The following is a 22,118-nucleotide window of genomic DNA, read 5'->3' as shown; positions in this document are numbered from 1 at the left end:
TCTGCATGTGCCAGCCCTTTCCGCCCATACTGAGGCCGGAAAGGGGGCATTTCCGGCCTCACACCAGCTTCAGGTGGCTCTCCGGGCTGTTTTGCGGGGCTTTCCCGCTTTCCTGCGCCTGAGCGGCGGTTTCAAACAGATCCAGCATCTCCTTCAGCCGGTTCTGTTCCTCCTGCGTGGGGGGCGCACCGAGATTGCGCACTTGCTCCAGCACCTGTGCGGTGGTGCGGATATCCTGCGGGGCCGCGCGTGAGAGCAGCAGGGGCAGGGCGGCCATGGTGGCCTCCGGCTCCAGCAGCATCAGCCCGGCCTGACGACGTACAATTCGCCGAAACTGTTCCGCCGGCAGTGTGCGCAGGCCGGGACGCAGTTCGATGGCCAGATTATACTGACGCTCATTCAATCCGGGGTGGTCCTTGCCCACATAGCCCAAGGCGCGCAGGCCGGCTTCCAGCAAGCCACCTTCATTCACCTCGCCGCGCAGGGTCTCCAGCTCCGTGTTCAGCATGGCGCGATATTCCGGCGCCACCCCCAGATGCGGGCGCACATCCATGCCGGGCCGGGCGTCCAGCCCCGCCAGAGCGGAGATCAGTGGTGAGCCATAGAACATCTCGAACCAGCGCTCACAGGCGGCATCGCGCAGATCGCGCCAGTTATCGAGCGCGGTGATGATGAGCTCTGAAGCGTCATTCTGCATCTTGAGGAAGAGATTGTCCGACGGAGCAGGCTGGCGATGGGCCTGCACCTGTTCCGCCGCCCGCGCCACAGCCGGGGCCATGAGATTGCGGCCGGACCACAACTCATAGGAAATGCGCAGCGGGTGCAGCTTCTGCAACATTTCGGCAGATTGGCTGGTCGCCATCAGGCGGACCCAGGGTTGCATGAAATTGCGATAGAGGCTGAGATTGATCTCCGACAGACGGGCGACGGCGGCAAAGCGCCGGTCACTTTTCGGGTCGGGCTGCACCACCTGGCGCACATCTTCCAGCCGACGTCGCTCAATGGTCATCAGATATGCATCGTCTTCCGGCGCGTGTGGACCGGCATCCTGTTCCGCGATCACGGCCTGATAGACGCCCGCCGGCATGAGATTGATCAATTCGATATTGCTGGCGAATTTGCGATGTTCCTTGCGTCCGACAGCGCCGGAAACGAAGATGCCGAGATGGCCAATACTGTCATGCATGGCATAGACGATGGTCTGGTTATGGCCCAGCAATTCTTCGTCGCTCTGGTAGAGATCCGTGATCCACCCCAGCGCCTGCGGAGGCGGGGTGATATTGTCGCCCCTGGAGCAGAACACCACAATGGGGGAGCGGATGTTGCGCAGATCCAGCCTGACCCCATCCGAGGTGACAATTTCGCCGGAAGATAGCCGGTTGCCGACAAAGAGATTGTCGACAATATATTGCATTTCCTGTGCATTCAGGAAGACATGGCCGCCCCAGTATTTTTCGAACCCGAGATAGCGCGGGGCTTCAGTGTCAATATTGGCGTAAAGATTGTAGTTTTTCTTCCAGAGCGTATTGGCCGGGTCCAGATTTTCAAAATTCTGCACCAGGGATGCGCCATCAAACAGGCCGTGGCCCAGATCGCCCGCCAGTGCGGTCATCCAGCTTCCGCCCAGCACGCCGCCGGAATAGCGCATCGGGTTCTTGCCTGGCCAGCCGGCCCAGTAGGAGAGCGGAGAGCCGGCCACGATGATGGGGCCGAACAGTTCCGGGCGCATCGCCGCTGTCATCAAGATCTGCCAGCCGGCCTGACAATTGCCGATCACGGCCGGTTTGCCGGCATCTGGATGCAGGGCGATCACCTTTTCCAGAAAGGCGGCCTCGGCGTGCATCACGTCTTCAATGGTCTGGCCGGGCTGGGGGTAGGGCGTGAAGCCGATGAAATAGCACGGATGGCCTGCCTTGAGCGCCGCGCCAATCTCGCTATCGGGCTTGAACCCGCCAATGCCGGGGCCATGGCCGGCACGCGGGTCCACAATCACGAAGGGGCGTTTGGCCGGGTCGGTTGGTGTGTCTTCCGGGGCGGGGATGCGCACCAGCCCGTAATTGACTGGCCGGGGCAGGTTGCGCCCATCCATCACCAACTCGGCCGGAAAGTTCAGCACATTGGGCACAGTTTCGGCCATATGGGCCTGATACTGGTCTCCCCGCTGGCGACGCACATCGGCATAGAGAATGGCGCGTTGCCAAGCATCCACCGCATATTCCACCGCCGCCAGGGCGATATTGCTGGGGGGCGTGGCGGAACCTTCATGGGCCTGTGCTGTTGTTCCGGTCATCCGTGGCGTTCCCTTTCATATGGGCGGATCTGCCGCTTGTTCCGGTCGGATTTTATCAGACTTTACGTCATTTTCGCGTTCAGATTGCAGGCGTGCGGCATTTCTCGCGCAAGCGTGAAGAGCCAGCCTGACAGGGTGTGAGACGCGAGGGGAAACGGTGAGGAAATTTCCCTTGCCATACTCCCGGCCAGTATATAGCACTGAGTGAATATACTCTCCCCCAGTATGTGAGCCGACTGGTCCGATGCCCCATAGCCCCGAGGAAAAGAAACGGGTCATCACCCGCCTTTCGCGCATTCGCGGGCAGGCGGCCGCGCTGGAACGCGCGGTGGAGGCCGGTACGGAATGCGGGGCCTTGCTACAACAGCTTGCGGCCCTGCGCGGGGCCACCAACGGGCTGATGGCGGAGGTGCTGGAAAGTCACCTGCGTGAAACCTTCGCGCAAACCGGCTGCCCTGCGCGCAAAGCGGAGCCGGCCGAAGAGCATATCTCTCCGCCCGATGTGCACGGAGAGATCGACCAGATCATGCGCATCATCCGCACCTATCTGAAATAGCGTTCCCGAAAGAAGGACACCGGCCATGAAGTCTCGCGCCGCAGTCGCCTGGGAGGCCAACAAGCCCCTCACCATCGAAACCGTGGAAATCGGCGGCCCCAAGGCCGGCGAAGTGCTGGTGGAAGTCATGGCCACCGGCGTGTGCCACACCGACGCCTACACCCTTTCGGGGCTGGATTCGGAAGGCAAGTTCCCCGCCATTCTTGGCCATGAGGGCGCAGGCATTGTGCGCGAGGTGGGCGCTGGCGTCACCACGCTGAAGCCGGGCGATCATGTGATTCCGCTCTACACGCCGGAGTGCCGCCAGTGCAAAACCTGCCTGTCGCAGCGCTCGAACCTGTGCACCTCCATCCGCTCCACCCAGGGCCAGGGCCTGATGCCGGATGGCACCTCGCGCTTCTCCTGCGATGGTGGTGAAGTGTTCCACTATATGGGCTGCTCCACCTTCTCCAACTTCACCGTTCTGCCGGAGATCGCGCTGGCGAAGGTGCGTGAGGACGCCCCCTTCGACAAGATCTGCTATATCGGCTGCGGTGTCACCACGGGCGTGGGTGCGGTTATCTACACCGCCAAGGTGTGGCCGGGCGCGAATGTGGTGGTGTTTGGCCTCGGCGGCATCGGCCTCAATGTCATTCAGGCCGCCCGTATGGTGGGTGCGGACAAGATCATCGGCGTGGACATCAACCCGGCCAAGGTCGAAATCGCGAAGAAGTTCGGCATGACCGATTTCATCAACCCGCGCGAGGTGGGGGCAGACAAGGTTGTGGCCGCCATTCTTGACGCCACCGATGGCGGGGCGGATTTCTCCTTCGATTGCACCGGCAATGTGGATGTGATGCGTCAGGCGCTGGAATGCTGCCATCGCGGCTGGGGCACCTCGGTGGTCATCGGCGTTGCGCCGGCCGGTGCGGAGATTGCAACCCGGCCGTTCCAGCTCGTCACCGGGCGGGTGTGGAAGGGCTCGGCCTTCGGCGGCGCGCGCGGCCGTACCGATGTGCCGAAGATCGTGGACTGGTACATGGAGGGCAAGATCAATATTGATGATCTCATCACCCACACCATGCCGCTGGAAGAGATCAACACCGCCTTCGACCTGATGCACGAAGGCAAATCCATTCGCTCTGTCGTGATGTTCTGAGGCCGAGATGAATAACGCTTCCACGCAACTGGAAACCATCTCCACCTCGCTGGCGCATGGCGGCATTCAGGGGGTCTATCGTCATCTTTCGCGGGAGACGAAAACCCCCATGACCTTCGCCGTCTATGTGCCCCCGCATGAAACGGGGGCTCAACTGCCGGTGCTGTGGTATCTTTCCGGCCTCACCTGTAGCCATGCCAACTGCATGGACAAGGGTGAATATCGCCGGCTGGCGTCCGAGCTGGGCCTCATTATCGTGCTGCCGGATACCTCTCCGCGCGGCGATGGCGTACCGGATGAGAAGGATAACTGGCAGTTCGGCTCCGGTGCGGGCTTTTATCTGGACGCCACGCAAACGCCCTTTGCCGAAAACTACCGCATGTACAGCTATGTTACACAGGAACTGCCGGAGATCATCGCCGCGCATTTCCCGGCGGATATGGAGCGGCAGGGCATTTTCGGCCATTCCATGGGTGGGCATGGCGCGCTCACCATTGCGCTGAAGAACCCGGATCGCTTTTGCTCGGTTTCGGCCTTCGCGCCGATCGTGAAGCCCTCTGTGGCGGATTGGTCGCGCCCGGCTTTCGAGAAATATCTCGGGGCTGATGAGGCGGCATGGCGTGATTATGATGCCTGCCTGCTGATTGAGGATGGTGCGCATGTGCCGGCCATATTGGTGGATCAGGGCAATGCGGACTCCTTCCTCAAGACCGGCCTGATGCCCCAGCATCTGGTGGAGGCCTGTGCGGGAACAGGGATCGAGTTGGAGTTGCGCATGCGCCCCGGCTATGACCATTCCTACAATTTCATCTCCACCTTCATGGAGGATCACCTGCTCTGGCACGCGGCTCGTCTGGGGGCGTAACGGGTGGTGACATGAACAGGAGAGCCGGGCCTTGTGCCCGGCTTTTTTTATGGATTTTACAGGCTTTCCAGCAGGCTGCGCGTGGTCAGGAACGCAGACTGTCTTTTCTTCCTGTCCGGTCCATTGCATAAAGAATGAGACTCCGCGCCAAAACAAGGCACCCCGCAGGCTGTTGGCTGAAGGCCAGAAGCATGTGGGACATGAGCGGGGCAAGGGAACGCCAAGATGAAAACGTATATTTTTGCCGGAGGTGATGGCTGTTGCATCACCTGGCATCGTAATGGGGCGCAAAAGGGCTGGCTCTGGATGAATGCGGGCTTCGCAGGCCCCTCACCAGATGTGCCGGCCGGTTTTCGGGCCTGTTCTGCTTCATGGCCGCGCGCGGTGGTGCCGGCTGTCGGGCTGGCATGTGCAGCATAGATATGTGCCTTCCGCACCCGGTTCGTCTCGGGTGATGAGCCTGTCTTTGTCATGAGATCTGCGGCCTAAATTATAGGCATTCTGAATTTGTGACTTGAAAACAGGCGTCTTGCAGGCGCAGATGTTGCAGAAAGGTGTTTCTGCAACGGTTCCCGATCGGAATAGCCGGCCATGTACCAGATCTCCGATAGCCATTACCGTGCGGCCTTTGAACATGCGAGCGATGCGATCTTCCTGCATGATCCGCGGGATGGACATATTCTGGAAGCCAATCGCACCTCTCAGGCGCTCACGGGTTACAGCCGGGCCGAGCTGCTGGGCATGACGGTGGTGGGTATCAGCCCGGATGACGCCCGCTTTGATGTGGGGCAGGTGGTGGCCTGCGTGCACCGCGCCGCACAGGAGGGTGCCTACACGTTTGAATGGATCATTCGCCCCCGCAAGGGTGAGGATTTTCCCGTGGAAGTGACGCTGCGGCTGATCCGGGTAGAGGGGCAGCAGCTTGTTCTTGCGTTGTTTCGCGATGTGCGGGAGCGCAAGCGTTATGAGCAGCGGCTGATCTCTCGCGAAGCCCGCTTTCGTCGGCTGATCGAACATTCTTCTGATGGCATCGCCATTCTGCGGCAGGATGGGCAGGTGCGTTATGTTTCGCCCTCAATCGCCACTGTGCTGGGGTATGATGAGCGCCGGGCCACGGGCCGCAATGCGCTGAGCTATATTCACCCGGCTGATATGGCCCGTTTGCGATTGGCGCTGGACCATGCCCGTGCAGATGGGCCGGGCGGGGTGCGCAATGCCGCTTACCGCATTCTGCATCGTGATGGGTCGTGGCGGCATCATGAGGCCACTGTGAAGGATCTGACGGATGCGCCGGACATTGGCGGCATCCTCGTGAATTTCAGGGATGTGACGGCGCGCCTTGAAGCCGAGCGCATGGCTCGTGAACGCGAACGGGATCTGGAGCATGTGGCGCGTTGTCGTTCGATGGGGGAGCTGGCCTCCGCATTGGCGCATGAGCTGAACCAGCCTTTTGCGGCCATCAGCAATTATCTGGGGGGCTGCATTCATCGGCTGGAAGGTGGCTGTTTCGATCAGGCCGCCATGCTGGAGGTGTTGCGGGAGGCCGCTCAGCAAGCCGAGCGTGCGGGCAAGGTCATGGGGTCTATTGTCAATTTCACCCGCCGGAATGTGCCGGAGCGTCAGTTGGCGGACGTGAACACGATTGTCCGCGACGTGGCCCCTTTCATCGACCTGAAAGCGGAGCGGGCTGATGTGGAAATGGAGTATGCGCTCTCATCTGCCCCGCTTGAGGTGGTGGTGGATCAGATTCTTATAGAACAAGTGCTTCTGAATATTGGTTTCAACGGGATTGAAGCCATGGCGGAAACGGCGCATCCCCTTCGGCGCTTGCGCATTTCCACGGACAGATTGCCTCTCGCGGTGCGCATTTCCATTGCGGATCGTGGGCATGGCTTGCCGCGTATGAATCCGGATCAGATTTTCAACGCTTTTTACACCACCAAGAAAACGGGGCTGGGCATTGGGCTCAGCCTGTGCCGTTCCATTGTCGATTCCCATGGCGGGCATATGTGGGCCACCTCGGGGGATCGCGGTACGGTATTTCATGTTGCTCTGCCAATCGCGGAGCTGGAGGGTGCGGAGAGAATGGGAGGCCACGCATGAGCGCGCTTCATGTTCAAAAGCCGCGCGGGGCGGCGCGGGAATCTGTCGTCTATATCGTGGATGATGATGATGCTGTGCGCAGCTCCTTGCGATTTCTTCTCGAATCCGTGGGTTGTCACCTGAAGCTCTGCGCCAGTGCTGCGGAATTTCTGGAAATGTATGATCGCACTTGTCCTGGATGTCTGGTTCTGGATGTGCGAATGCCGATGATGGGCGGGTTTGACCTGCAAAAATACCTTGCCGAGCAGGGCGTGCCCTTGCCCATTGTGTTCATGACAGGGCATGGGGATGTGCCGATGTCTGTGCGGGCGCTGAAAAACGGGGCATTTGATTTCATCCAGAAGCCCTTCAATTATCAGGTCATGCTGGATACGATTCAGGCCGCTCTGGCGGAAGGTGTCCGGGTTTTTGCTGCGGCGCAAGAGAGTTCCCGGCGTGCTGAACGCCTCTTGTCGCTCTCTCCGCGAGAGCGGGATGTGCTTGATCTTTTGATAGAAGGGCGTCAAACAAAGCAGATTGCACATGATTTGGGCATCAGCTCCAAGACAGTTGAGGTGCACCGCAGCAATATTCGCCAGAAGCTGGGGGCGGATAGTCTGGCCAAAATTGTGCAGCTTGTCTTTGGGGTGCAGCTCTCAGGGCCAAACAGAACCTGAGACGACCTAGGGAAAACCCCTAGAGATATGCGATTCCCCCCAATTGAGGGCGAGGCTAAGCTTTTCTTATCGTAATTCCAGAAAGCCCGGAGACAGGACGGGCGAGGCGAATAGGCCAGATCATGGCCAGCCGGATTTCTGGGGGTACGATGTCTTACACAGCGCGTTATCTTCTCGGGGCCAGCATTGCGGCTGTCCTTGCGTGTGGGGTGCCCGATGTGGCGCAGGCCACGGAAAGCGGTGGTGGAAATTACCCCAATGGCGCGGAAGGGTTCATGGCCGGCGCATTGCCACCGCCCGGCTTTTACCTGATGAGCTATAACCAGTATTACACAGCCAATAATTTCCAGAACAGCTTCCCGGCATTTAATGATTTTAACGCGACTGTCGCGGCAACTGTTTTTCGTGGCGTTTATGTGAGTAATGTGCAGATCCTTGGTGGCACCTGGGCCATGCATGCTTTTCTGCCCATCGCCAGTGTGGATGTCACCATGGGTGGAATGACGAACAACTCCACCGGCATTGGCGATATCATTATTGATCCTTTCATTCTGGGGTGGCACTTCGGGGATTGGCACATTGTGACGGGCTTCGACATCACTTTGCCAACCGGGCGATATGATGCAAACTCTCTGGCCAATCCCGGACGGAATTACTGGACATTCACGCCTGTATTCGCCTTCACCTGGCTGAATAAGGATGGATACGAAGTCTCCGCCAAGATTATGTATGACATCAATACAAAAAACATGGCGACGGACTATCTATCCGGCCAGGAGTTGCATGCGGATTTCACGCTTGCAAAGCATTTTGGTCCGCTGGCCGTGGGTCTTGGTGGTTATGCGTATCGTCAGGTCACGCCAGACCGTGGAACAGGCGCGGTGTTGGGCGGGTTTGAAGGGCAGGCTTTCGCGCTTGGGCCGCAAATCTCCTACACCTCCGGCAATCTGACAGCCATCGCGAAGTATCAAAAAGAATTCGCGGTTGAGAACCGGCCGGAAGGCGAGAAAGTCTGGCTGAAAATTATCGCCGCATTTTGAAATTTCTGAACAATCTGGAGCGAAGACCATGGCTGCTGCGTCCGTGATTGAGGTTTTCTCTTATTCTGGCGGTATTGTAGGACCGTCCGTTCCCATGCTTGGGCCGGTGGCGGATGGCGGCACCATTCGCACAGGCACCCCGCCGGGCTGCTGGGGGCCGATGATTACTCCCAAATTCGAGGGTGGCCATGAAGTGACCCAGCCTGTGGCTGTGGAGGGGGCGGAAGTCGGGGATGCGGTGGCCATCAAGATCAACCGCATGCGGGTGACCTCCCTGGCGACCTCATCTGGCGTGATGGAATTTGTGGAGGGGCGTTATCGCGGCGATCCCTTCGTGGCCAAGCTGTGCCCGGTCTGCGGCACCATGAGCCCGCCGAGCCATGTGGAAGGCATTGGAGATGATGCCATTCACTGTGATGTGTGTGGCTCGGAAGTGAACGCGTTTCGCGTATCCAATGGCTATGTCATTGTCCTGGATCGCGAGGCGGGCGTGAGCCTGACGGTGAACAAGCAGGTGGCCGAAGAACTGGCCTCTCATGCGCAGGAATTTGCCCTGCTGCCGCATGAGGCCCAGCAGCATTCCATTCTCACGCTGGCACATGCTGATATTTCTGGCCTTGCGGCGCACATGCAGCCCTTCCTGGGCAATATCGGCACGACGCCATCAGCCGATCTGCCGGATTCACACAATGCAGGTGATTTTGGCGCCTTCCTGATCGACGCCCCACACAAATACGCCATGACCGCCGAAGCCCTCGCTGCGGCCAAGACGGACGGGCACATGGACACCAACTCCGTGCGTGAGGGCGCCATTCTGATCTGCCCGGTCAAGGTGAAGGGGGCCGGCATCTATATGGGGGATATGCACGCCCAGCAGGGCAATGGCGAGATAGCTGGCCATGCCACGGATGTTTCCGGTGAAACGGAAATTCAGGTGGAGGTCATCAAGGGACTGGCCATTGACGGGCCCATCCTGCTGCAACGCCTTGAGGACCTGCCCCCCATGGCGCGCCCGATGACGGCCGCCCAGAAGCAGGCTGTGAAGGCGCTGGGCGCGCGCTATGGCCAGATCGAGATTGAGGAAAACGGGCCCATCACCTTCATTGGCTCGGCCACCAATCTCAATGACGCCACCAAGAATGGCCTGGAACGCGCCGCTGCTGTGACCGGCCTTCCATATGACGAGATCCTGAACCGCGCAACCATCACTGGCTCCATTGAAATCAGCCGTTTGCCGGGTGTCGTGCGCGTCACCTTCCTGTGTCCGATGCCCATTCTGGAGCGGCTCGGCATCGCGCATCTCGTACGTGCGCAATACGAACTTTGAGGAGGACGTCCAATGTCTGCGAATGTGTCTGAAAACAAGACCAGGTGGGCCAGTGCTTATCCGGATCTCGGTACCGGACCTATTCCGGTCGAGCCTTGCATCTCGCCTTCCTTCTTTGATGCGGAGATGGAAAAGGTGTTCCGCAAAACCTGGCTGAAGGTGGCGCGGGTGGAAGAATTGCCCAAGCCCGGTGACTTCAAGGTGAAGAAGCTGGCCTTTGCCCATACTTCCATCATCCTCATGCGGGGCAAGGATGGAGAAATCCGCAGTTTTCACAATGTGTGCTCGCATCGCGGCAACAAGGTGATCGTGGAAAGTGGCGACGAAACCTTCGGCTCCAGTAAGGCGGCCGTGGTCACCTGCCGCTTCCATGGCTGGGTCTATGATGCGAAGGGCGATCTGGTTTCCGTGCCGGAGGAGGAGAAGTTCCACGCCTGCTTCAACCGGCATGAAAATGGCCTGACCGCAGTGCGCACCGATGTTTGGGCCGGTTTCGTCTTCATCAATCTGGATGCGGAAGGCACCCAGAGCCTGGCGGATTTCCTCGGTGGCATGGGCGTGCATCTGGGCGATTATCCCTATGAGCAGATGCCGCGCTGCTACTCTTACTACACAGATCTGGAATGCAACTGGAAGGTGGCGCATGACGCCTTCGCGGAGGCGTATCACGTCGCCACCATTCATGCGGGCTCCTTCCCCAATGTGTTCTCTTCGGGGCTGGAGAATGTGCAGCTGTTTGGCCCCCACCGGACCACGGCGGTTTGCCTGTCGATGAATGGCGAGCAAAAGCCGGTGGCCAAGCTGGCCAATGACATTACCGGGGCCTCGCTGGTGACCAATCGCGGTGCATCCATGTTGCCGCCGAGCGTCAACCCCGAACGCCGGCCGGATTTCTCCTTCGAGCTTTCGGTGCTGTTCCCCAACCTGCTGCTGCATGTGTCTGAAGGCATCTGGTTCACGCACCAGTTCTGGCCACTCTCGCACAATCGCACCCGTTGGGAGGGGCGTTATTACCTGCCGCAACCCAAGACCAATTCGGAAGTGTGGGCGCAGGAATTCTCTCAGGTTTTACAGCGCAATGCCTGGCTGGAGGATACCGCGACCATGGAAGACACCCAGGCCGCGCTCGAATCCGGCGCCAAGAAGGTGATGCACCTACAGGATGACGAAATCCTGATCCGCCACGGCTACCACGCCATCGAAGAATATATGGCTGCCGAGTGAGGGGGTACAGATGACCACGCAGATCGACAAGACTCTTCCGGCGGCCTTCGCCGAACTGGCTCCCTTCTCCGGCTGGGTGCTGCCCACGCAGGATGAGCGCCAGCAGAAGCGCTATCACTCCACCACGCAGGAGCTGCGCGCCTTTTACGATGCCATCCTGCCGCGGATGCCGGAAATTCTGGACTATGTGGACCAGTATCCGCTTGGGCAGATTCCGACTGAAGCCAAGCCGATTTTCTGGATGGCGCTTTCTCTTGCAGAAGTGGCGCCGCATGTGGAGCTGTATCGGGGAACGCCGAAGGTGCCCTACAGCTTCGATGAAGGCCGCTTTGTCGCCGAACATGGCAAGGTGCCGGCATGAGTGGGCCGGGCCGGCTGGAAGAGCGGCTGGCGCGGCTGGAAAGTGCCGAGGCCATTCGTAATCTGGTTGGCCGCTATGCCCTTGGGGCGGACAGGCGGAATGATCCGGAGATCTTCACGGGCCTGTTCACTGAAGATGCAGAATGGGAGGCGGCCGGTTTCGGCCGCTTCCAGGGCCGGGACGAGATTGTGGACGCGCTGTCGCGCATCGCCCGCGAAACCATTGTGTGGACCTTGCACTACATGACCTCCCCCATTGTGGAGATTGATCCCGATGGGGCTGGCGCAAGTTGCCGCTGGTGGTTGTGGGAGCTGTCGAAAATCACCGAACAGCCTGGTGCGGAGCCCGTGGCGCATTTTCTGGGCGGCACCTATGAGGCGCGCTTGCGGCAGACGCCGGAAGGCTGGCGCTTCGCGAAGGTGACGCTGGATCTGCCTCTCGTCACGCCTCACATGCCCGGATTTCGCATCCGGCCATGCCCCTCAGAAATACAAGGATGAGACCATGCGCAAGATCGCCATCATCGGTGGGGGCCAGGGCGGGCTGCTGCTCGGCTTCGGCCTGATCGACAAGGGTTATGACGTGACCCTCTACTCCGACCGCACGGCGGAGCAGGTCTTACACGCCCGTATGGCCAGTACGGCCTTCATGTTCGAAAGCTCCTTGAAGCTTGAGCGCGAACTGTGCCTGAATTTCTGGGAAGATCTGTGCCCCTATGGTGAGGGGATGCACGTTGATTTCCGTGGGCCGGATGGCTCCGTGGCGCTCAGTGTACAGGGGCGGCTGGGCGACAATCGCGGGCAGGCGCTGGATCAGCGCACCAAGTTTCATCGCTGGATGAATGAATTTTCCCGTCGGGGCGGGCGGCTGGAAATCCAGTCCATTTCCCTGACGGATCTGGACAGAATTTCGGCGGAGAATGATCTCACCATCGTGGCGGCCGGCAAGGGGGCGATTTCCAGCCTGTTTGAGCGGGATGCCGCGCGCTCGACGCATGAAACGCCGCCCCGCGTTCTGGCCGCGGTTCTGGTGACAGGCTCGAACCTGACGGGAGACCGGCCATGGCGGGAGATCCCGTTCCGTCCCCTGCGCTTCAACTTTATTGCCGGCGCGGGTGAATATTTCTCCCTGCCTTTCTACACGCACACCCGTGGCGAGTGTCGCAGCTATCTGTTCGAGGCGGTTCCCGGTGGCCCCATGGACATTTTCCAGCAGGCCAAGGATGGCGCCGAGATGCTGGAGGCCGTGCGCACCTGCGTGAAGCGCCTGACGCCCGACCAGGCCGAGCATGTGCCGGATGACATGCAGCTGGCCGATGCCAACGCCTGGCTCAAGGGCAGCTTTACGCCGACGATCCGCAAGCCGGTGGGGACATTGCCTTCTGGGCGGCTTGTCTTCGGCATTGGCGATGCGGTGGTGTTGAATGACCCCATTGCCGGGCAGGGGGCCAACAATACCAACCGCATGGTGAAGGCCTATCTGGAAGCGATCGTGGCGCATGGCGACAAGCCCTTCGATCGGGAATGGATGGAAGAGCTGTTCAATGGCTTCTGGGAAACATCGGGCCAGTATACGACAGCCTTTACCAATGCTCTGTTGAAGCCGCCGACACCGCCCATTCAGGAATTGCTCGGGGCGGCCTCGCAGGTTCAGGCGATTGCGGATGGTTTCTGTCGCAACTTCAACAATCCTCCGGATTTTTGGCCGGCTCTTGGCGATCTGGACGCCGCGCGCGCCCTCATTGCTGAAAAGACGGGGGCGGCAGGTCACGGGGAGTGTGCTGATGTCGCGTGAAATCATGCCGTCTGAAACAGCGTCACATGAGCTCACGCCGGAGGCGGCGGCCGCAGAGGCTCGCCGCACCCTGCGCCGCGCTCTTGGGCTATTTGCCACCGGCGTCTGTGTGGTCACCACAACGGCGCCCTCTGGAGAACGGGTGGGGTTGACCATCAACTCCTTCTCCTCCGTCTCGCTTGATCCGCCTCTGGTGTTGTGGAGCCTCGCGCGCAGTTCGCCATGGCTGGAACTGTTCCGCAATGCCTCGCATTTTGCGGTGAATGTGCTTTCCGCAGAGCAGGAGGAGTTGTGCTCCCGCTTTTCCCGTCCGGTGGAGGATCGTTTTGCGGGCCTTGATGTGGCCCATGGGGCTGGCAAGGCCCCGCTTTTGCCCGGCTGTCTGGCGCATTTCGAATGTGCCCAGGAACAGGTCGTGGAGGCTGGCGATCATATCATTCTGCTGGGACGGGTGCTGAGCCATCGCAAGGGTGATGGCGCGGATGCGCTGGTTTTCTGCAATGGCGTGTTGCGCAGTTGGCCCATGGCTCTGGCGAGCATGGCGGCGTCATCCACGACAGCGCCTGCTTCCGCTGCGGTGGAGGCGTGAATGGAGGAGGATCTTTCCGGCAAGGTCGCCATTGTAACGGGCGGAGCCACATTGTTGGGCGCTGCGGTTGTGGAGGCGCTTGTCGCCGCCGGCGCTCGGACAATGGTGGCTGATATTGATGAAGCCGGCGGTGCGCGATGTGTCGCTTCGCTGGAGGGGCGGGCTCTGTTCCACCCCACCGATGTCACCCGCGATGCGGGGATTGCGGATGTGGTCCGCGTGACGATGGAGCGGTTCGGGCGCATTGATTATCTGGTGAATGCGGCCGCCTGCTATGCCGATCACGGGCCGGATTCTCCCCGGACGGATTGGGCGCGCAGCTTTGATGTGAATGTGTTTGGTGCTGCGGGCATGATCCGGGCCTGCCGGCCGCACATGGCGGCGCAAGGTGGTGGCAGTGTGGTGAATGTCACCAGCGTTTCCGCCAGTGTTGCTCAGGGCGGCCGCTGGGTTTACCCCGCCACCAAGGCCGCCTTGGAACAGCTTACCCGTAATGCCGCTCTGGATCTGGCCGGAGAAGGCATCCGCGTGAATGCCGTGGCTCTGGGCTGGACCTGGTCCGCGCCCATCGCCGCGATGGCTGGCGGAGACCGGGCGAAAGCTAATGCCATTGCGGCTCCTTTCCACATGACTGGACGGGTTGGGAACCCGGACGAAGTGGCTGAAGCCATTCGGTTCCTGCTGTCTTCGCGCGCGTCCCTCATCACGGGCACCACGCTGGCGGTGGATGGCGGTTATCTCGCACTTGGCCCTGAGGGCCGCTCCGGCGCGGCGACATGATCTGCCGGTGAGACAACAGAAAAAGGGAGAGGTGCACATGACAGAGACCAGCCTGATGGCCGCGGACATCGCCCTGTGTCGCATGGATGAGGTGCCGGAAGATGGCGCGCTGCGTGTGGAGCTGGAGGGGCGTCCGCCCTTGGCCGTATTCCGCGTGGGAGGCCGTTTCCATGTCACCGATGATACCTGCACGCATGGCGAGGCATCTCTCGCCGAGGGGGAGATTGATGTGGAAGAGGGCATTGTGGAATGCCCCTGGCATGCCGGAGCTTTTGAGCTGGCCACGGGAAAGCCCTGTGGCGCGCCCTGCACCGTTGCCCTGCGTGTACACGCTTTTGAAGAGCGTGACGGCCGCCTGTTTCTGAAGGAGTAATCATGGCGCAGATCACTATTGCGGGCGGTGCAAGTTATGAATGCGCCGCCGATGACACCTTGTTGCGCGCCGGGCTGCGGGCGGGTCTTGGTTTGCCATATGAGTGCAATGCAGGCGGGTGCGGCACCTGCAAGGTGGAAGTGGTGGATGGGGCGGTTGAGAATATGTGGCCGGATGCGCCGGCTCTTTCTGATCGCGACAGGCGCAAGGGGCGGGTTCTGGCCTGCCAGTGTCGTCCGCAGGGTGATTGCACCGTGAAGTTGCGGCTGGACCCGGCCTGTGTTCCTCCGGTGTCGCCGCGCCGTCTGCGCGCCCGCCTTGTGGGCGTGATGGAGGTGACGCACGATATTCGCAGCTTTCGCTTTCACACCGCAGAGCCGGCGCATTTCATGCCTGGGCAGTATGTGATGGTGAGCGGGGCGGCGGGCGTGGAGCGGGCTTATTCTCTGGCCAATTGCCCCAATGAGGTCGGCGAGTGGGAGGTGATGGTGCGCCGCGTGCCTGAGGGCCGCATGAGCAACGCCTTGTTTGATGCGCCTCCGCAAGAGGTCACGCTGGATGGCCCCTTCGGGCTGGCCACCCTGCAACCCGGTGAGCGGGATATTGTGTGCCTTGCGGGCGGTTCCGGGCTTGCGCCTATGGTGTCCATTGCGCGCGGCGTGGCGCAGAATGCGGCGGATCGCCGTCGGGTCATCTTTTTCCATGGCGGGCGGACCCGCAGGGATATTCTGGATGAGGCGCGTCTTCGGGCCATGACGGGGCTGGATGAGCGGCTTGTCTATAGGCCGGCGCTTTCTGAGGAAGATGTGGATGGGCTCACCCGAGGTTTTCTGCATGAGGTGGCCCAAAATCATCTACATGCAGACATTGACGCCTATGATTATTACTGTGCTGGCCCGCCGCCGATGACGCAGGCCCTGGAAGAGTGGCTGGTGCGGCAGCAGGGGTTACCTGCCAGCCGTGTGCGGTTTGATCGCTTTTTCTGAAACGCTTTCATGCTGAGCCGCGCGATTTGCCGGGTTTGAAGGCGCGGACGGTCTTTGTGTGCGATCCTTGCCCGCAATGTTCGGGCGAGAGGGGGCAGCTCTTTGGGCGGCCCCCCTTTTTTGTCGGCCCAAAGCGCTGAGCCGTGCGGGCATGTCATGAGGCATGCGATAAGAGGGGCCATGCAGAATGTCACAAATGGGCGAGACATTTTCACTGTTGCCGGATATCGCTATCGCCAGCAACGCGTGGAAGGTTCAGGCGCCTGTGCCAACTTTTTTCGCGAGGCCGGCATGGCTGGTGGTTTCTGAATATTGGGGGCGAGATCGGCGATGGATCAGGTGCAGGTGCAATATCTGAACAAGACCGGAAACTGGACCACCGTGATGATGGTGCAGAATCTCACGCCGAATATTCAGGTGGCCATGCAGCAGACAGCCCGCAATCATCCCGGATGCCGGGTCCGTGCTGTCGATATGTCCGGGCGGGTGGTGGATATTCTGTAGAGGACCAGCGCAGCTCTGTTGCGCTAGGGGCGTTCTACCACCACTGCCGGAGCCATCTGGATCAGGCCAACCTCTTCTCCCTCCAGGGCGGAGGCATGGCTGGGGGCCAGGGCCTGCAATTCCTGGCCCTCTGCTGTGGTCAGCACATAGGTTGTCGCAAAGCCGCGGAAAATCCGCTCCCGCACCCGGAAGCGCGGGGCATCCTGCGCAAGCGGGGCCAGGTGCAGGGCTTCCGGCCGCAGGGAAAGGGTGACAGGGCCGGGGGGCTCATCGCGGTCGAGTTCCAGTGGGCCCAGAAAAGTGAGCGCCTGTCGGCCGGGTGCAGCGCCGGGCACTTTGCCTGAGAGAAGATTGGTCTGCCCCAGAAAGCTGGCGACAAAGGCATTGGCCGGACGGGCATACAGCTCTTCCGGCGGGCCGGCCTGCTCCAGCCGGCCAGCACGCAGAACGCTCACCCGGTCTGCGAAAGACAGCGCCTCTTCCCGGTCATGGGTGACAAACAGCACCGAAATGCCATGGGTTTTGAGCAGAAGCCGCATGTCACGCCGGGCCGCTTCGCGCAGCGAGGCATCCAGATTGGAGAAGGGCTCATCCAGCAGCAGCATGGCCGGGCGCGCCGCCAGTGAGCGGGCCAGAGCCACGCGCTGTTGCTGCCCGCCGGAAAGTTCTGCTGGATAACGCTGTTCCAGCCCCTGAAGATGCAGCATGGCCATATGCTCATCCACGCGAGCCTCCCGCGTGGCCCGCGGCAGATGGTTGAGGCCGAAGCCGATATTGCCGGCTACCGTCAGATGCGGGAAGAGCGCATAATCCTGAAAGACAATGCCGATATCCCGCCGCTCAGGCGGCAGATGGCCAATGGCTTCATGGGCCATTTCAATGCGCCCTGCATCGGCCCGCTCAAAGCCGGAGACAAGCCGCAGAAGGGTGGATTTTCCGCAACCTGAAGGGCCGATAAGGGCATGAATTTCCCCCTGCGCCAGCGATAGGTGCACACCATCCACGGCGCGCACATCACCAAAACATTTGGTGAGGCCGGAAAGGGAGAGCAGGGGGGCGACGGCGGGCGGCGTGGTTTGAAGCATGAATCGGGCCTGAGGCGGGGTCAGTCATTGAGGCGGCTTTCGCCGCTGGCGTTCTTGTCCGGGCGGGCGAGGACAAGGCCGATGAAAAGGCCGGAAAAAACAATCATCAGCGCGGCATAGGGGGCGGCATCATAAAGAGCACCCTCAGTGGTATGCGAGAAGACATTCATGGCCAGCGTATGGGTGCCGGTGGGTGAGAGCAGCAAGGTGATGGGCAGTTCTTTCGCGGCCACCATGAAGGCCAGAAGCCCGCCGGCGATCAGCGCGCGCGCAAGCTGCGGCAGTGTCACGCGGGAGAAGGCTTCCATCGGCCCGCAGCCCAAAGCGCGCGCCGCTTCCTCCACCCTTGGGCCGAGCTGAAGCAGCCGCGCACGGGCCGGCCCGATAGCCAGCGCAAGAAAGTGCAGGGCCAGCGTGGCAATGAGCAGGCCCATGCTCTGATAGAGGAAGGGCAGGGCCGAGAGCGAGAGAAAGGCCATGGCCAGCGCAAAAGGCAGGGCTGGCACGGTATAGCCCAGATAGACCAGACGCTCGCACAGAAAGGAGATGCGGCCGGGATGGCGCGCCGCCAGCAGGGCGACGGGCAGTGCGCCAGCCATGGCGATGAGCGCAACCGGCCCGGCAATACCCAGGGTTTGCAGGGCGGAATGGCCAATGCCGGCCCAGTCCAGATCCACCGGCGCGCGCAGCAGCCAGAACAGGATGACCCCAAAAGGCACGCCCAGAGAAGCCAGAAGCACCAGCCCGATAAAGAGGGCAGCGGGAATGGCCATGCGCCCCAGCGGACGGCGCTGAACGGGCCGGGCCGCTCCTGTGCCGCTGCGCGCAAGCCTTGTGCCGCGCACCGCCCAGGCTTCCAGCAGCAGGAAGGAGGCGGCCAGCGCCATGAGCATCAAAGAGAGCCAGGCAGCATAATAGACTTCAAACGCGCCAGCATATTGATTGTAGATGGCGGATGAGAACACATCATAGCGCATCAGCGCGATGGCCCCATAATCCCCCACCGTATAGAGCGCGATCACCAGCCAGCCGGAGAGAAAGGCTGGTTTGAGATGAGGCAGAACCACGCTGAAAAAAGTGGAAAGGCGTGAGCGCCCAAGGCTACGGGCGCTTTCTTCCAGCGCCGGGTCCAGCGCCGCCAGTGCGGTGCGCAAATTCAGGAACAGATAGGGAAAGACATAAAGCCCCAGCGCCAGAGAAGCGCCTGTCAGCCCTTCCAGCCGCGGCAGGCGCAGGCCGAAAAACTGGTTCAGCGGCCCATAATAGCCAGAAAGGCCGATGAGCGCATAAGCCATGACATAGCCGGGAATGGCGAGGGGCAGGGTGAACAGCGCGCTGAACAGCCCCGGCAGCGGGATGCGATAGCGCGTGACAAGAAGCGCCAAAGGCAGGGCGATGAGGGTGGAAAGCCCCAGCACGCACACCACCAGCGCCAGCGTGTTCGCCAGAAGCTGCGCCGTGGCCGGCCGCCACAATAAGAGGGCCAGCTCGCTCCATTCCACATTGGAGGCGCGCACCAGCAGATAGATGAGAGGCACAAGCATGGCCCCTCCGGCCAGAAAGGCCGGAAGGGTGAGAAACAATGGGGGGCGGGCCCCGCTTGTGGCGCGAGAGGCAATCATGCCTGTCTCTTACAGCAGGCCAAGCTCCGTCAGAAGCTTCTTTGTGCCGGCGGTGTCGGAAAGCACATCCAGCTTCACGTCCGGGGCTGCGGCCTCGGGATTGGCCACAGCGCCCAAAGCCGGGTTGGGGATGACCCCCTTCACCACCGGATATTCACCCACGGTGGAGACAAAATATTGCTGGGCCGCAGGCGAAAGCAGGAATTCAACGAACTTCTGCGCATCGTCCTTTTCACCGGAGGACTTCAGCACGCCGGCGCCGGCGACAAACAGCAGGTTGCCAATATCGCCCTTCTCGAAGAAGATCTGCTCCACGGGGAACTTGCGATCACGCGCCTTGAAGCGCGGCAGATAGTAGTTGTTCACGAGTGCCGCGTCGATTTCACCATCGGCAATGGCCTGAATCAGCGAGACATTGTTGGCGTAGGTTTTCGCGCCATTATCCTTCAGGCCCTGTACGAAGGCGCGGGCCTTGTCTTCACCTTCGGTGGCGCGCATGGCGGTGAGGAAGGCCTGGAAAGAGGCGTTGCGCGGGGCAAAGCCCACCTTGCCCTTCCATTCCGGCTTGACGAGATCATGCACGGAGGCGGGCAGGGCGTCGGCCTTCAGCCGTTCGGAGGAATAGGCCAGAGTGCGGGCGCGGGCAGAGGTGCCAACCCAGCTCTTGTCCTCGGCGCGGAAGGCCGGCAACTGCTCCTCGAAGAGGCCATCCGGCAGTACGACCAGCAGATCTGTGTTGGAGCCCAGCGCGCCGGCATCCTGCGCAATGAACACATCGGCGGGGCTCTTGTCGGCTTCCTCGCGCAGCAGCGCGGCGAGTTCCGCCGTGGAGCCGTAGCGGGTCTTGGCGGTGATGCCCGTCTGTTCCTCGAAGCTCTTGATGAGCGGAGCCATGAAGCTTTCGCCACGGCCGGAATAAATGGTGATTTCATCGGCCGCAGCCATCTGGCTGAAGGCCGGCAGGCTGATGGCCAGGCTGGTCAGGGCCAGCAAAGACATGCGCAGGCTTTTCCTCATGGGGCGCTCCATATCTGTGTTCCGGTGCGGAAGCGTGCTCTGGGGCATGCGTGTCTCAGGGCTGTGTTGTCGCAGCCCTGTTTTTGCCGGACAATGTTTGAAATGCACATGAAATGTAGCGTGTCTTCAGTGGAAGTGAAGTCTATAATCTGTTTTTGATGTGCAGATCGGCGTGTAATTTGCAGTTTTGAATCATTCTAATCAGTTTCTATCTTTGTATATATTAGAATCTTTCCGGGGTGGACTGTGCCGGGCGCGTGGCGCGGTGCGTTCTGAATGGCACGGTTCGCAGGGCGGGAGGAGGCCGGCAAACCCGCCTCATTCCAGGGCGGGCTGCGTATTTTCCGTGTTATATTGAATGTATACATTCGAATTTCAGGTTGAGCCTATGCAGATGAATATGGACGGCGTTCATCCGGCCCTGATGGACCCGTGGGAGGCGGCCCATGCCAGCGGCGATGGGGTCGTGATCGCATTGCTGGAAGCGACCCATGGGCCGGCCTATCGCAGCGCGGGTGAGGCCATGGCCATCTTTGCGGATGGACAATATGTCGGCGCGCTGTCGTCAGGCTGTATCGAGGCCGATCTTGTGTTGCAGGCGCGGGAGGTGCGCGGCACGGGGAAGGGCCGGCATGTGCGCTATGGCGTGGGCTCGCCCTTTCTGGATATGCGCCTGCCTTGCGGCGGGGCCATTGAGGTGCATCTGTTCCTGATCCGAGATGCGGATATTCTCGCGCGCCTTGTTGCGGCGCGCCGGGCCCGGAAGGCGGTGGCGCTGCATGTTTCGGCAGAGGGGCGGCTCAGTCTGGAAGCGTATCAGTTGACGGGTCCGCAGGGGGAAGGTTTCACGATCGGTTTCCGGCCTCCGGTGCGTTTCGTCATTTTCGGGGCGGGGCCGGAGGCGTCACTCTTCGCGAGTCTGGTGCGCAGTCTGGGCTTTGAACATCTTCTGGTTTCTCATGAGGAGGACAGCCTGAAGGCGGCGCAGGTGTTGGGCTGCGATGTGCGCCGCTTGCAGCGCGTGAGCGAGCTGGACGCGTTGGACATTGATGCCGATTGCGCCACGGTTCTATTTTATCACGATCATGACCATGAGCCGATGATCCTGAAATATCTGCTCTCTACACCGGCCTTCTATATTGGTGCGCAAGGCAGCCGTGCCACGCAGGCCACGCGGCTGGCGCGGCTGTATGAAACGGGTGTGGAGGAGGTGGATCTGGCGCGCATCCGTGGGCCCATCGGGCTTATTCCCTCCTCGCGTGATCCGCGGACGCTGGCCGTCTCGGTTCTGGCCGAAATCATTGATGAGGCCAATGTCCTGCGCACGGCGCAAGAGCGGGTGAAAAATGCGGGGTACAGGGCTTGAAAGGCAATGCGAAGCACGCTTCGCAGTTGACGGCGCGATGGTCCTGGCGCAATGTGGCCGAGCCATTACAGATGGTGGCGTTGCAGCTTGCAGAGGCCCGTTTCTCAGGTTGCCGCGCATTGGGCCAGGGTCGCATGCGCATAAGGTGGCATGAGGCATGGCCCGAGCCGGCTGATGGCCGGCTGCACATTTTCCGGGGCCATTTTCGGCGTGATGGTCCGGAGCCCTGCTTCCTGCCGATATGTCTGAGCCGATGTCTGCCCGTCTGAAAATTGATCCGTTCCTGCCGGCGCTTGTCGCCGTGGTTCTTCTCGCCCTGCTGTGGCCGCAGCTTGGTGTCTCCGGTGGCCCTCTGCATGCGGACAAGGCCGCCAGCTGGGGCATCGCCATTGTCTTCTTCCTCTATGGCGTCTCCCTCTCCACCCGCAAGCTGGTGGAAAGC

At 60.9% G+C, this 22,118-nt stretch carries 22 protein-coding genes; 18 read left to right on the top strand and 4 right to left on the bottom strand.

The window, feature by feature from the left end:
* Positions 1–58: 58 nt before the first annotated feature.
* A complete protein-coding gene (locus tag ACT6QH_RS10090; protein ID WP_444974702.1) occupies positions 59–2,290 on the bottom strand; it encodes a DUF3141 domain-containing protein in 2,232 nt (743 codons plus the stop codon).
* A 244-nt stretch (positions 2,291–2,534) separates the two neighbouring features.
* Here ACT6QH_RS10090 and ACT6QH_RS10085 point away from each other — a divergent pair, with 244 nt between their 5' ends.
* The 16 genes from ACT6QH_RS10085 (at position 2,535) to ACT6QH_RS10010 (ending at position 16,586) form a co-directional block, all read left to right on the top strand.
* A complete protein-coding gene (locus ACT6QH_RS10085; protein WP_444974701.1) occupies positions 2,535–2,846 on the top strand; it encodes a metal-sensing transcriptional repressor in 312 nt (103 codons plus the stop codon).
* A gap of 25 nt (positions 2,847–2,871) precedes the next feature.
* Positions 2,872–3,984 carry an S-(hydroxymethyl)glutathione dehydrogenase/class III alcohol dehydrogenase gene (locus ACT6QH_RS10080; protein WP_444974700.1) on the top strand — a complete coding sequence of 371 codons (1,113 nt, stop codon included), beginning with the start codon at positions 2,872–2,874 and terminating at the stop codon, positions 3,982–3,984.
* Between the two features lie 28 nt (positions 3,985–4,012).
* Complete coding sequence (fghA, locus tag ACT6QH_RS10075; protein ID WP_444975135.1) at positions 4,013–4,849, top strand: S-formylglutathione hydrolase; 837 nt, start codon at positions 4,013–4,015, stop codon at positions 4,847–4,849.
* Between the two features lie 591 nt (positions 4,850–5,440).
* A complete protein-coding gene (locus ACT6QH_RS10070) occupies positions 5,441–6,952 on the top strand; it encodes a PAS domain S-box protein (RefSeq protein ID WP_444974699.1) in 1,512 nt (503 codons plus the stop codon).
* Entirely contained in the window at positions 6,949–7,608 is a 660-nt protein-coding gene (locus ACT6QH_RS10065) for a response regulator transcription factor (protein WP_444974698.1), read from the top strand. The genes ACT6QH_RS10070 and ACT6QH_RS10065 overlap by 4 nt, the downstream gene beginning before the upstream one ends.
* 275 nt (positions 7,609–7,883) lie before the next feature.
* Positions 7,884–8,648: a SphA family protein gene (locus ACT6QH_RS10060; RefSeq protein ID WP_444974697.1), complete on the top strand. Its 765-nt coding sequence runs from the start codon at positions 7,884–7,886 to the stop codon at positions 8,646–8,648.
* A 28-nt stretch (positions 8,649–8,676) separates the two neighbouring features.
* Positions 8,677–9,975 (top strand): acetamidase/formamidase family protein, encoded by a 1,299-nt coding sequence (locus tag ACT6QH_RS10055; protein ID WP_444974696.1) that lies wholly within the window; start codon positions 8,677–8,679, stop codon positions 9,973–9,975.
* Between the two features lie 12 nt (positions 9,976–9,987).
* Entirely contained in the window at positions 9,988–11,199 is a 1,212-nt protein-coding gene (locus ACT6QH_RS10050; protein WP_444974695.1) for an aromatic ring-hydroxylating oxygenase subunit alpha, read from the top strand.
* Positions 11,200–11,209: 10 nt separating this feature from the next.
* The gene (locus ACT6QH_RS10045) at positions 11,210–11,560 is read left to right on the top strand and encodes a hypothetical protein (RefSeq protein ID WP_444974694.1); all 351 of its coding nucleotides are present in this window, start codon (positions 11,210–11,212) and stop codon (positions 11,558–11,560) included.
* Positions 11,557–12,060 carry a nuclear transport factor 2 family protein gene (locus tag ACT6QH_RS10040; RefSeq protein ID WP_444974693.1) on the top strand — a complete coding sequence of 168 codons (504 nt, stop codon included), beginning with the start codon at positions 11,557–11,559 and terminating at the stop codon, positions 12,058–12,060. The genes ACT6QH_RS10045 and ACT6QH_RS10040 overlap by 4 nt, the downstream gene beginning before the upstream one ends.
* A gap of 4 nt (positions 12,061–12,064) precedes the next feature.
* Entirely contained in the window at positions 12,065–13,354 is a 1,290-nt protein-coding gene (locus tag ACT6QH_RS10035; protein WP_444974692.1) for a styrene monooxygenase/indole monooxygenase family protein, read from the top strand.
* Positions 13,344–13,943 carry a flavin reductase family protein gene (locus ACT6QH_RS10030; protein WP_444974691.1) on the top strand — a complete coding sequence of 200 codons (600 nt, stop codon included), beginning with the start codon at positions 13,344–13,346 and terminating at the stop codon, positions 13,941–13,943. Before ACT6QH_RS10035 ends, ACT6QH_RS10030 begins: the two co-directional genes overlap by 11 nt.
* Complete coding sequence (locus ACT6QH_RS10025) at positions 13,944–14,723, top strand: SDR family oxidoreductase (protein ID WP_444974690.1); 780 nt, start codon at positions 13,944–13,946, stop codon at positions 14,721–14,723. It abuts the gene before it with no gap.
* Positions 14,724–14,760: 37 nt separating this feature from the next.
* Positions 14,761–15,096 carry a non-heme iron oxygenase ferredoxin subunit gene (locus ACT6QH_RS10020; protein ID WP_444974689.1) on the top strand — a complete coding sequence of 112 codons (336 nt, stop codon included), beginning with the start codon at positions 14,761–14,763 and terminating at the stop codon, positions 15,094–15,096.
* Between the two features lie 2 nt (positions 15,097–15,098).
* Positions 15,099–16,082, top strand: a complete 984-nt coding sequence (locus ACT6QH_RS10015; protein ID WP_444974688.1) for a 2Fe-2S iron-sulfur cluster-binding protein — start codon at positions 15,099–15,101, stop codon at positions 16,080–16,082.
* Positions 16,083–16,412: 330 nt separating this feature from the next.
* Positions 16,413–16,586: a hypothetical protein gene (locus ACT6QH_RS10010; protein WP_444974687.1), complete on the top strand. Its 174-nt coding sequence runs from the start codon at positions 16,413–16,415 to the stop codon at positions 16,584–16,586.
* 23 nt (positions 16,587–16,609) lie between these two features.
* Here the strand turns inward: ACT6QH_RS10010 and ACT6QH_RS10005 are convergent, their stop codons facing one another.
* From ACT6QH_RS10005 to ACT6QH_RS09995, 3 genes are read right to left on the bottom strand one after another with little or no spacing between them, the layout of a single operon-like run.
* Positions 16,610–17,671 carry an ABC transporter ATP-binding protein gene (locus tag ACT6QH_RS10005; RefSeq protein WP_444974686.1) on the bottom strand — a complete coding sequence of 354 codons (1,062 nt, stop codon included), beginning with the start codon at positions 17,669–17,671 and terminating at the stop codon, positions 16,610–16,612.
* Positions 17,672–17,691: 20 nt separating this feature from the next.
* Entirely contained in the window at positions 17,692–19,293 is a 1,602-nt protein-coding gene (locus ACT6QH_RS10000) for an ABC transporter permease (RefSeq protein ID WP_444974685.1), read from the bottom strand.
* Positions 19,294–19,302: 9 nt separating this feature from the next.
* Positions 19,303–20,310: an iron ABC transporter substrate-binding protein gene (locus tag ACT6QH_RS09995; protein ID WP_444974684.1), complete on the bottom strand. Its 1,008-nt coding sequence runs from the start codon at positions 20,308–20,310 to the stop codon at positions 19,303–19,305.
* 400 nt (positions 20,311–20,710) lie between these two features.
* Here ACT6QH_RS09995 and ACT6QH_RS09990 point away from each other — a divergent pair, with 400 nt between their 5' ends.
* Positions 20,711–21,676, top strand: a complete 966-nt coding sequence (locus tag ACT6QH_RS09990) for an XdhC family protein (protein ID WP_444974683.1) — start codon at positions 20,711–20,713, stop codon at positions 21,674–21,676.
* 253 nt (positions 21,677–21,929) lie between these two features.
* Positions 21,930–22,118: bile acid:sodium symporter (locus ACT6QH_RS09985; protein ID WP_444974682.1), on the top strand; the 189-nt coding region annotated here is incomplete at its 3' end.

The organism is Haloleucobacter albus (assembly GCF_052492075.1).
The sequence above is the reverse complement of the archived record's forward strand: the minus strand, read 5'-3'. Positions and strand labels throughout refer to the sequence as shown.

What these genes read in the sequence shown, in the direction of transcription:
- ACT6QH_RS10090 (WP_444974702.1), bottom strand. Translation starts at nt 2,290, where the DNA reads ATGACCGGAACAACAGCACAGGCCCATGAAGGTTCCGCCACGCCCCCC.
- ACT6QH_RS10085 (WP_444974701.1), top strand. Translation starts at nt 2,535, where the DNA reads ATGCCCCATAGCCCCGAGGAAAAGAAACGGGTCATCACCCGCCTTTCG.
- ACT6QH_RS10080 (WP_444974700.1), top strand. Translation starts at nt 2,872, where the DNA reads ATGAAGTCTCGCGCCGCAGTCGCCTGGGAGGCCAACAAGCCCCTCACC.
- ACT6QH_RS10070 (WP_444974699.1), top strand. Translation starts at nt 5,441, where the DNA reads ATGTACCAGATCTCCGATAGCCATTACCGTGCGGCCTTTGAACATGCG.
- ACT6QH_RS10065 (WP_444974698.1), top strand. Translation starts at nt 6,949, where the DNA reads ATGAGCGCGCTTCATGTTCAAAAGCCGCGCGGGGCGGCGCGGGAATCT.
- ACT6QH_RS10060 (WP_444974697.1), top strand. Translation starts at nt 7,884, where the DNA reads ATGGCCGGCGCATTGCCACCGCCCGGCTTTTACCTGATGAGCTATAAC.
- ACT6QH_RS10055 (WP_444974696.1), top strand. Translation starts at nt 8,677, where the DNA reads ATGGCTGCTGCGTCCGTGATTGAGGTTTTCTCTTATTCTGGCGGTATT.
- ACT6QH_RS10050 (WP_444974695.1), top strand. Translation starts at nt 9,988, where the DNA reads ATGTCTGCGAATGTGTCTGAAAACAAGACCAGGTGGGCCAGTGCTTAT.
- ACT6QH_RS10045 (WP_444974694.1), top strand. Translation starts at nt 11,210, where the DNA reads ATGACCACGCAGATCGACAAGACTCTTCCGGCGGCCTTCGCCGAACTG.
- ACT6QH_RS10040 (WP_444974693.1), top strand. Translation starts at nt 11,557, where the DNA reads ATGAGTGGGCCGGGCCGGCTGGAAGAGCGGCTGGCGCGGCTGGAAAGT.
- ACT6QH_RS10035 (WP_444974692.1), top strand. Translation starts at nt 12,065, where the DNA reads ATGCGCAAGATCGCCATCATCGGTGGGGGCCAGGGCGGGCTGCTGCTC.
- ACT6QH_RS10030 (WP_444974691.1), top strand. Translation starts at nt 13,344, where the DNA reads ATGTCGCGTGAAATCATGCCGTCTGAAACAGCGTCACATGAGCTCACG.
- ACT6QH_RS10025 (WP_444974690.1), top strand. Translation starts at nt 13,944, where the DNA reads ATGGAGGAGGATCTTTCCGGCAAGGTCGCCATTGTAACGGGCGGAGCC.
- ACT6QH_RS10020 (WP_444974689.1), top strand. Translation starts at nt 14,761, where the DNA reads ATGACAGAGACCAGCCTGATGGCCGCGGACATCGCCCTGTGTCGCATG.
- ACT6QH_RS10015 (WP_444974688.1), top strand. Translation starts at nt 15,099, where the DNA reads ATGGCGCAGATCACTATTGCGGGCGGTGCAAGTTATGAATGCGCCGCC.
- ACT6QH_RS10010 (WP_444974687.1), top strand. Translation starts at nt 16,413, where the DNA reads ATGGATCAGGTGCAGGTGCAATATCTGAACAAGACCGGAAACTGGACC.
- ACT6QH_RS10005 (WP_444974686.1), bottom strand. Translation starts at nt 17,671, where the DNA reads ATGCTTCAAACCACGCCGCCCGCCGTCGCCCCCCTGCTCTCCCTTTCC.
- ACT6QH_RS10000 (WP_444974685.1), bottom strand. Translation starts at nt 19,293, where the DNA reads ATGATTGCCTCTCGCGCCACAAGCGGGGCCCGCCCCCCATTGTTTCTC.
- ACT6QH_RS09995 (WP_444974684.1), bottom strand. Translation starts at nt 20,310, where the DNA reads ATGAGGAAAAGCCTGCGCATGTCTTTGCTGGCCCTGACCAGCCTGGCC.
- ACT6QH_RS09990 (WP_444974683.1), top strand. Translation starts at nt 20,711, where the DNA reads ATGGACGGCGTTCATCCGGCCCTGATGGACCCGTGGGAGGCGGCCCAT.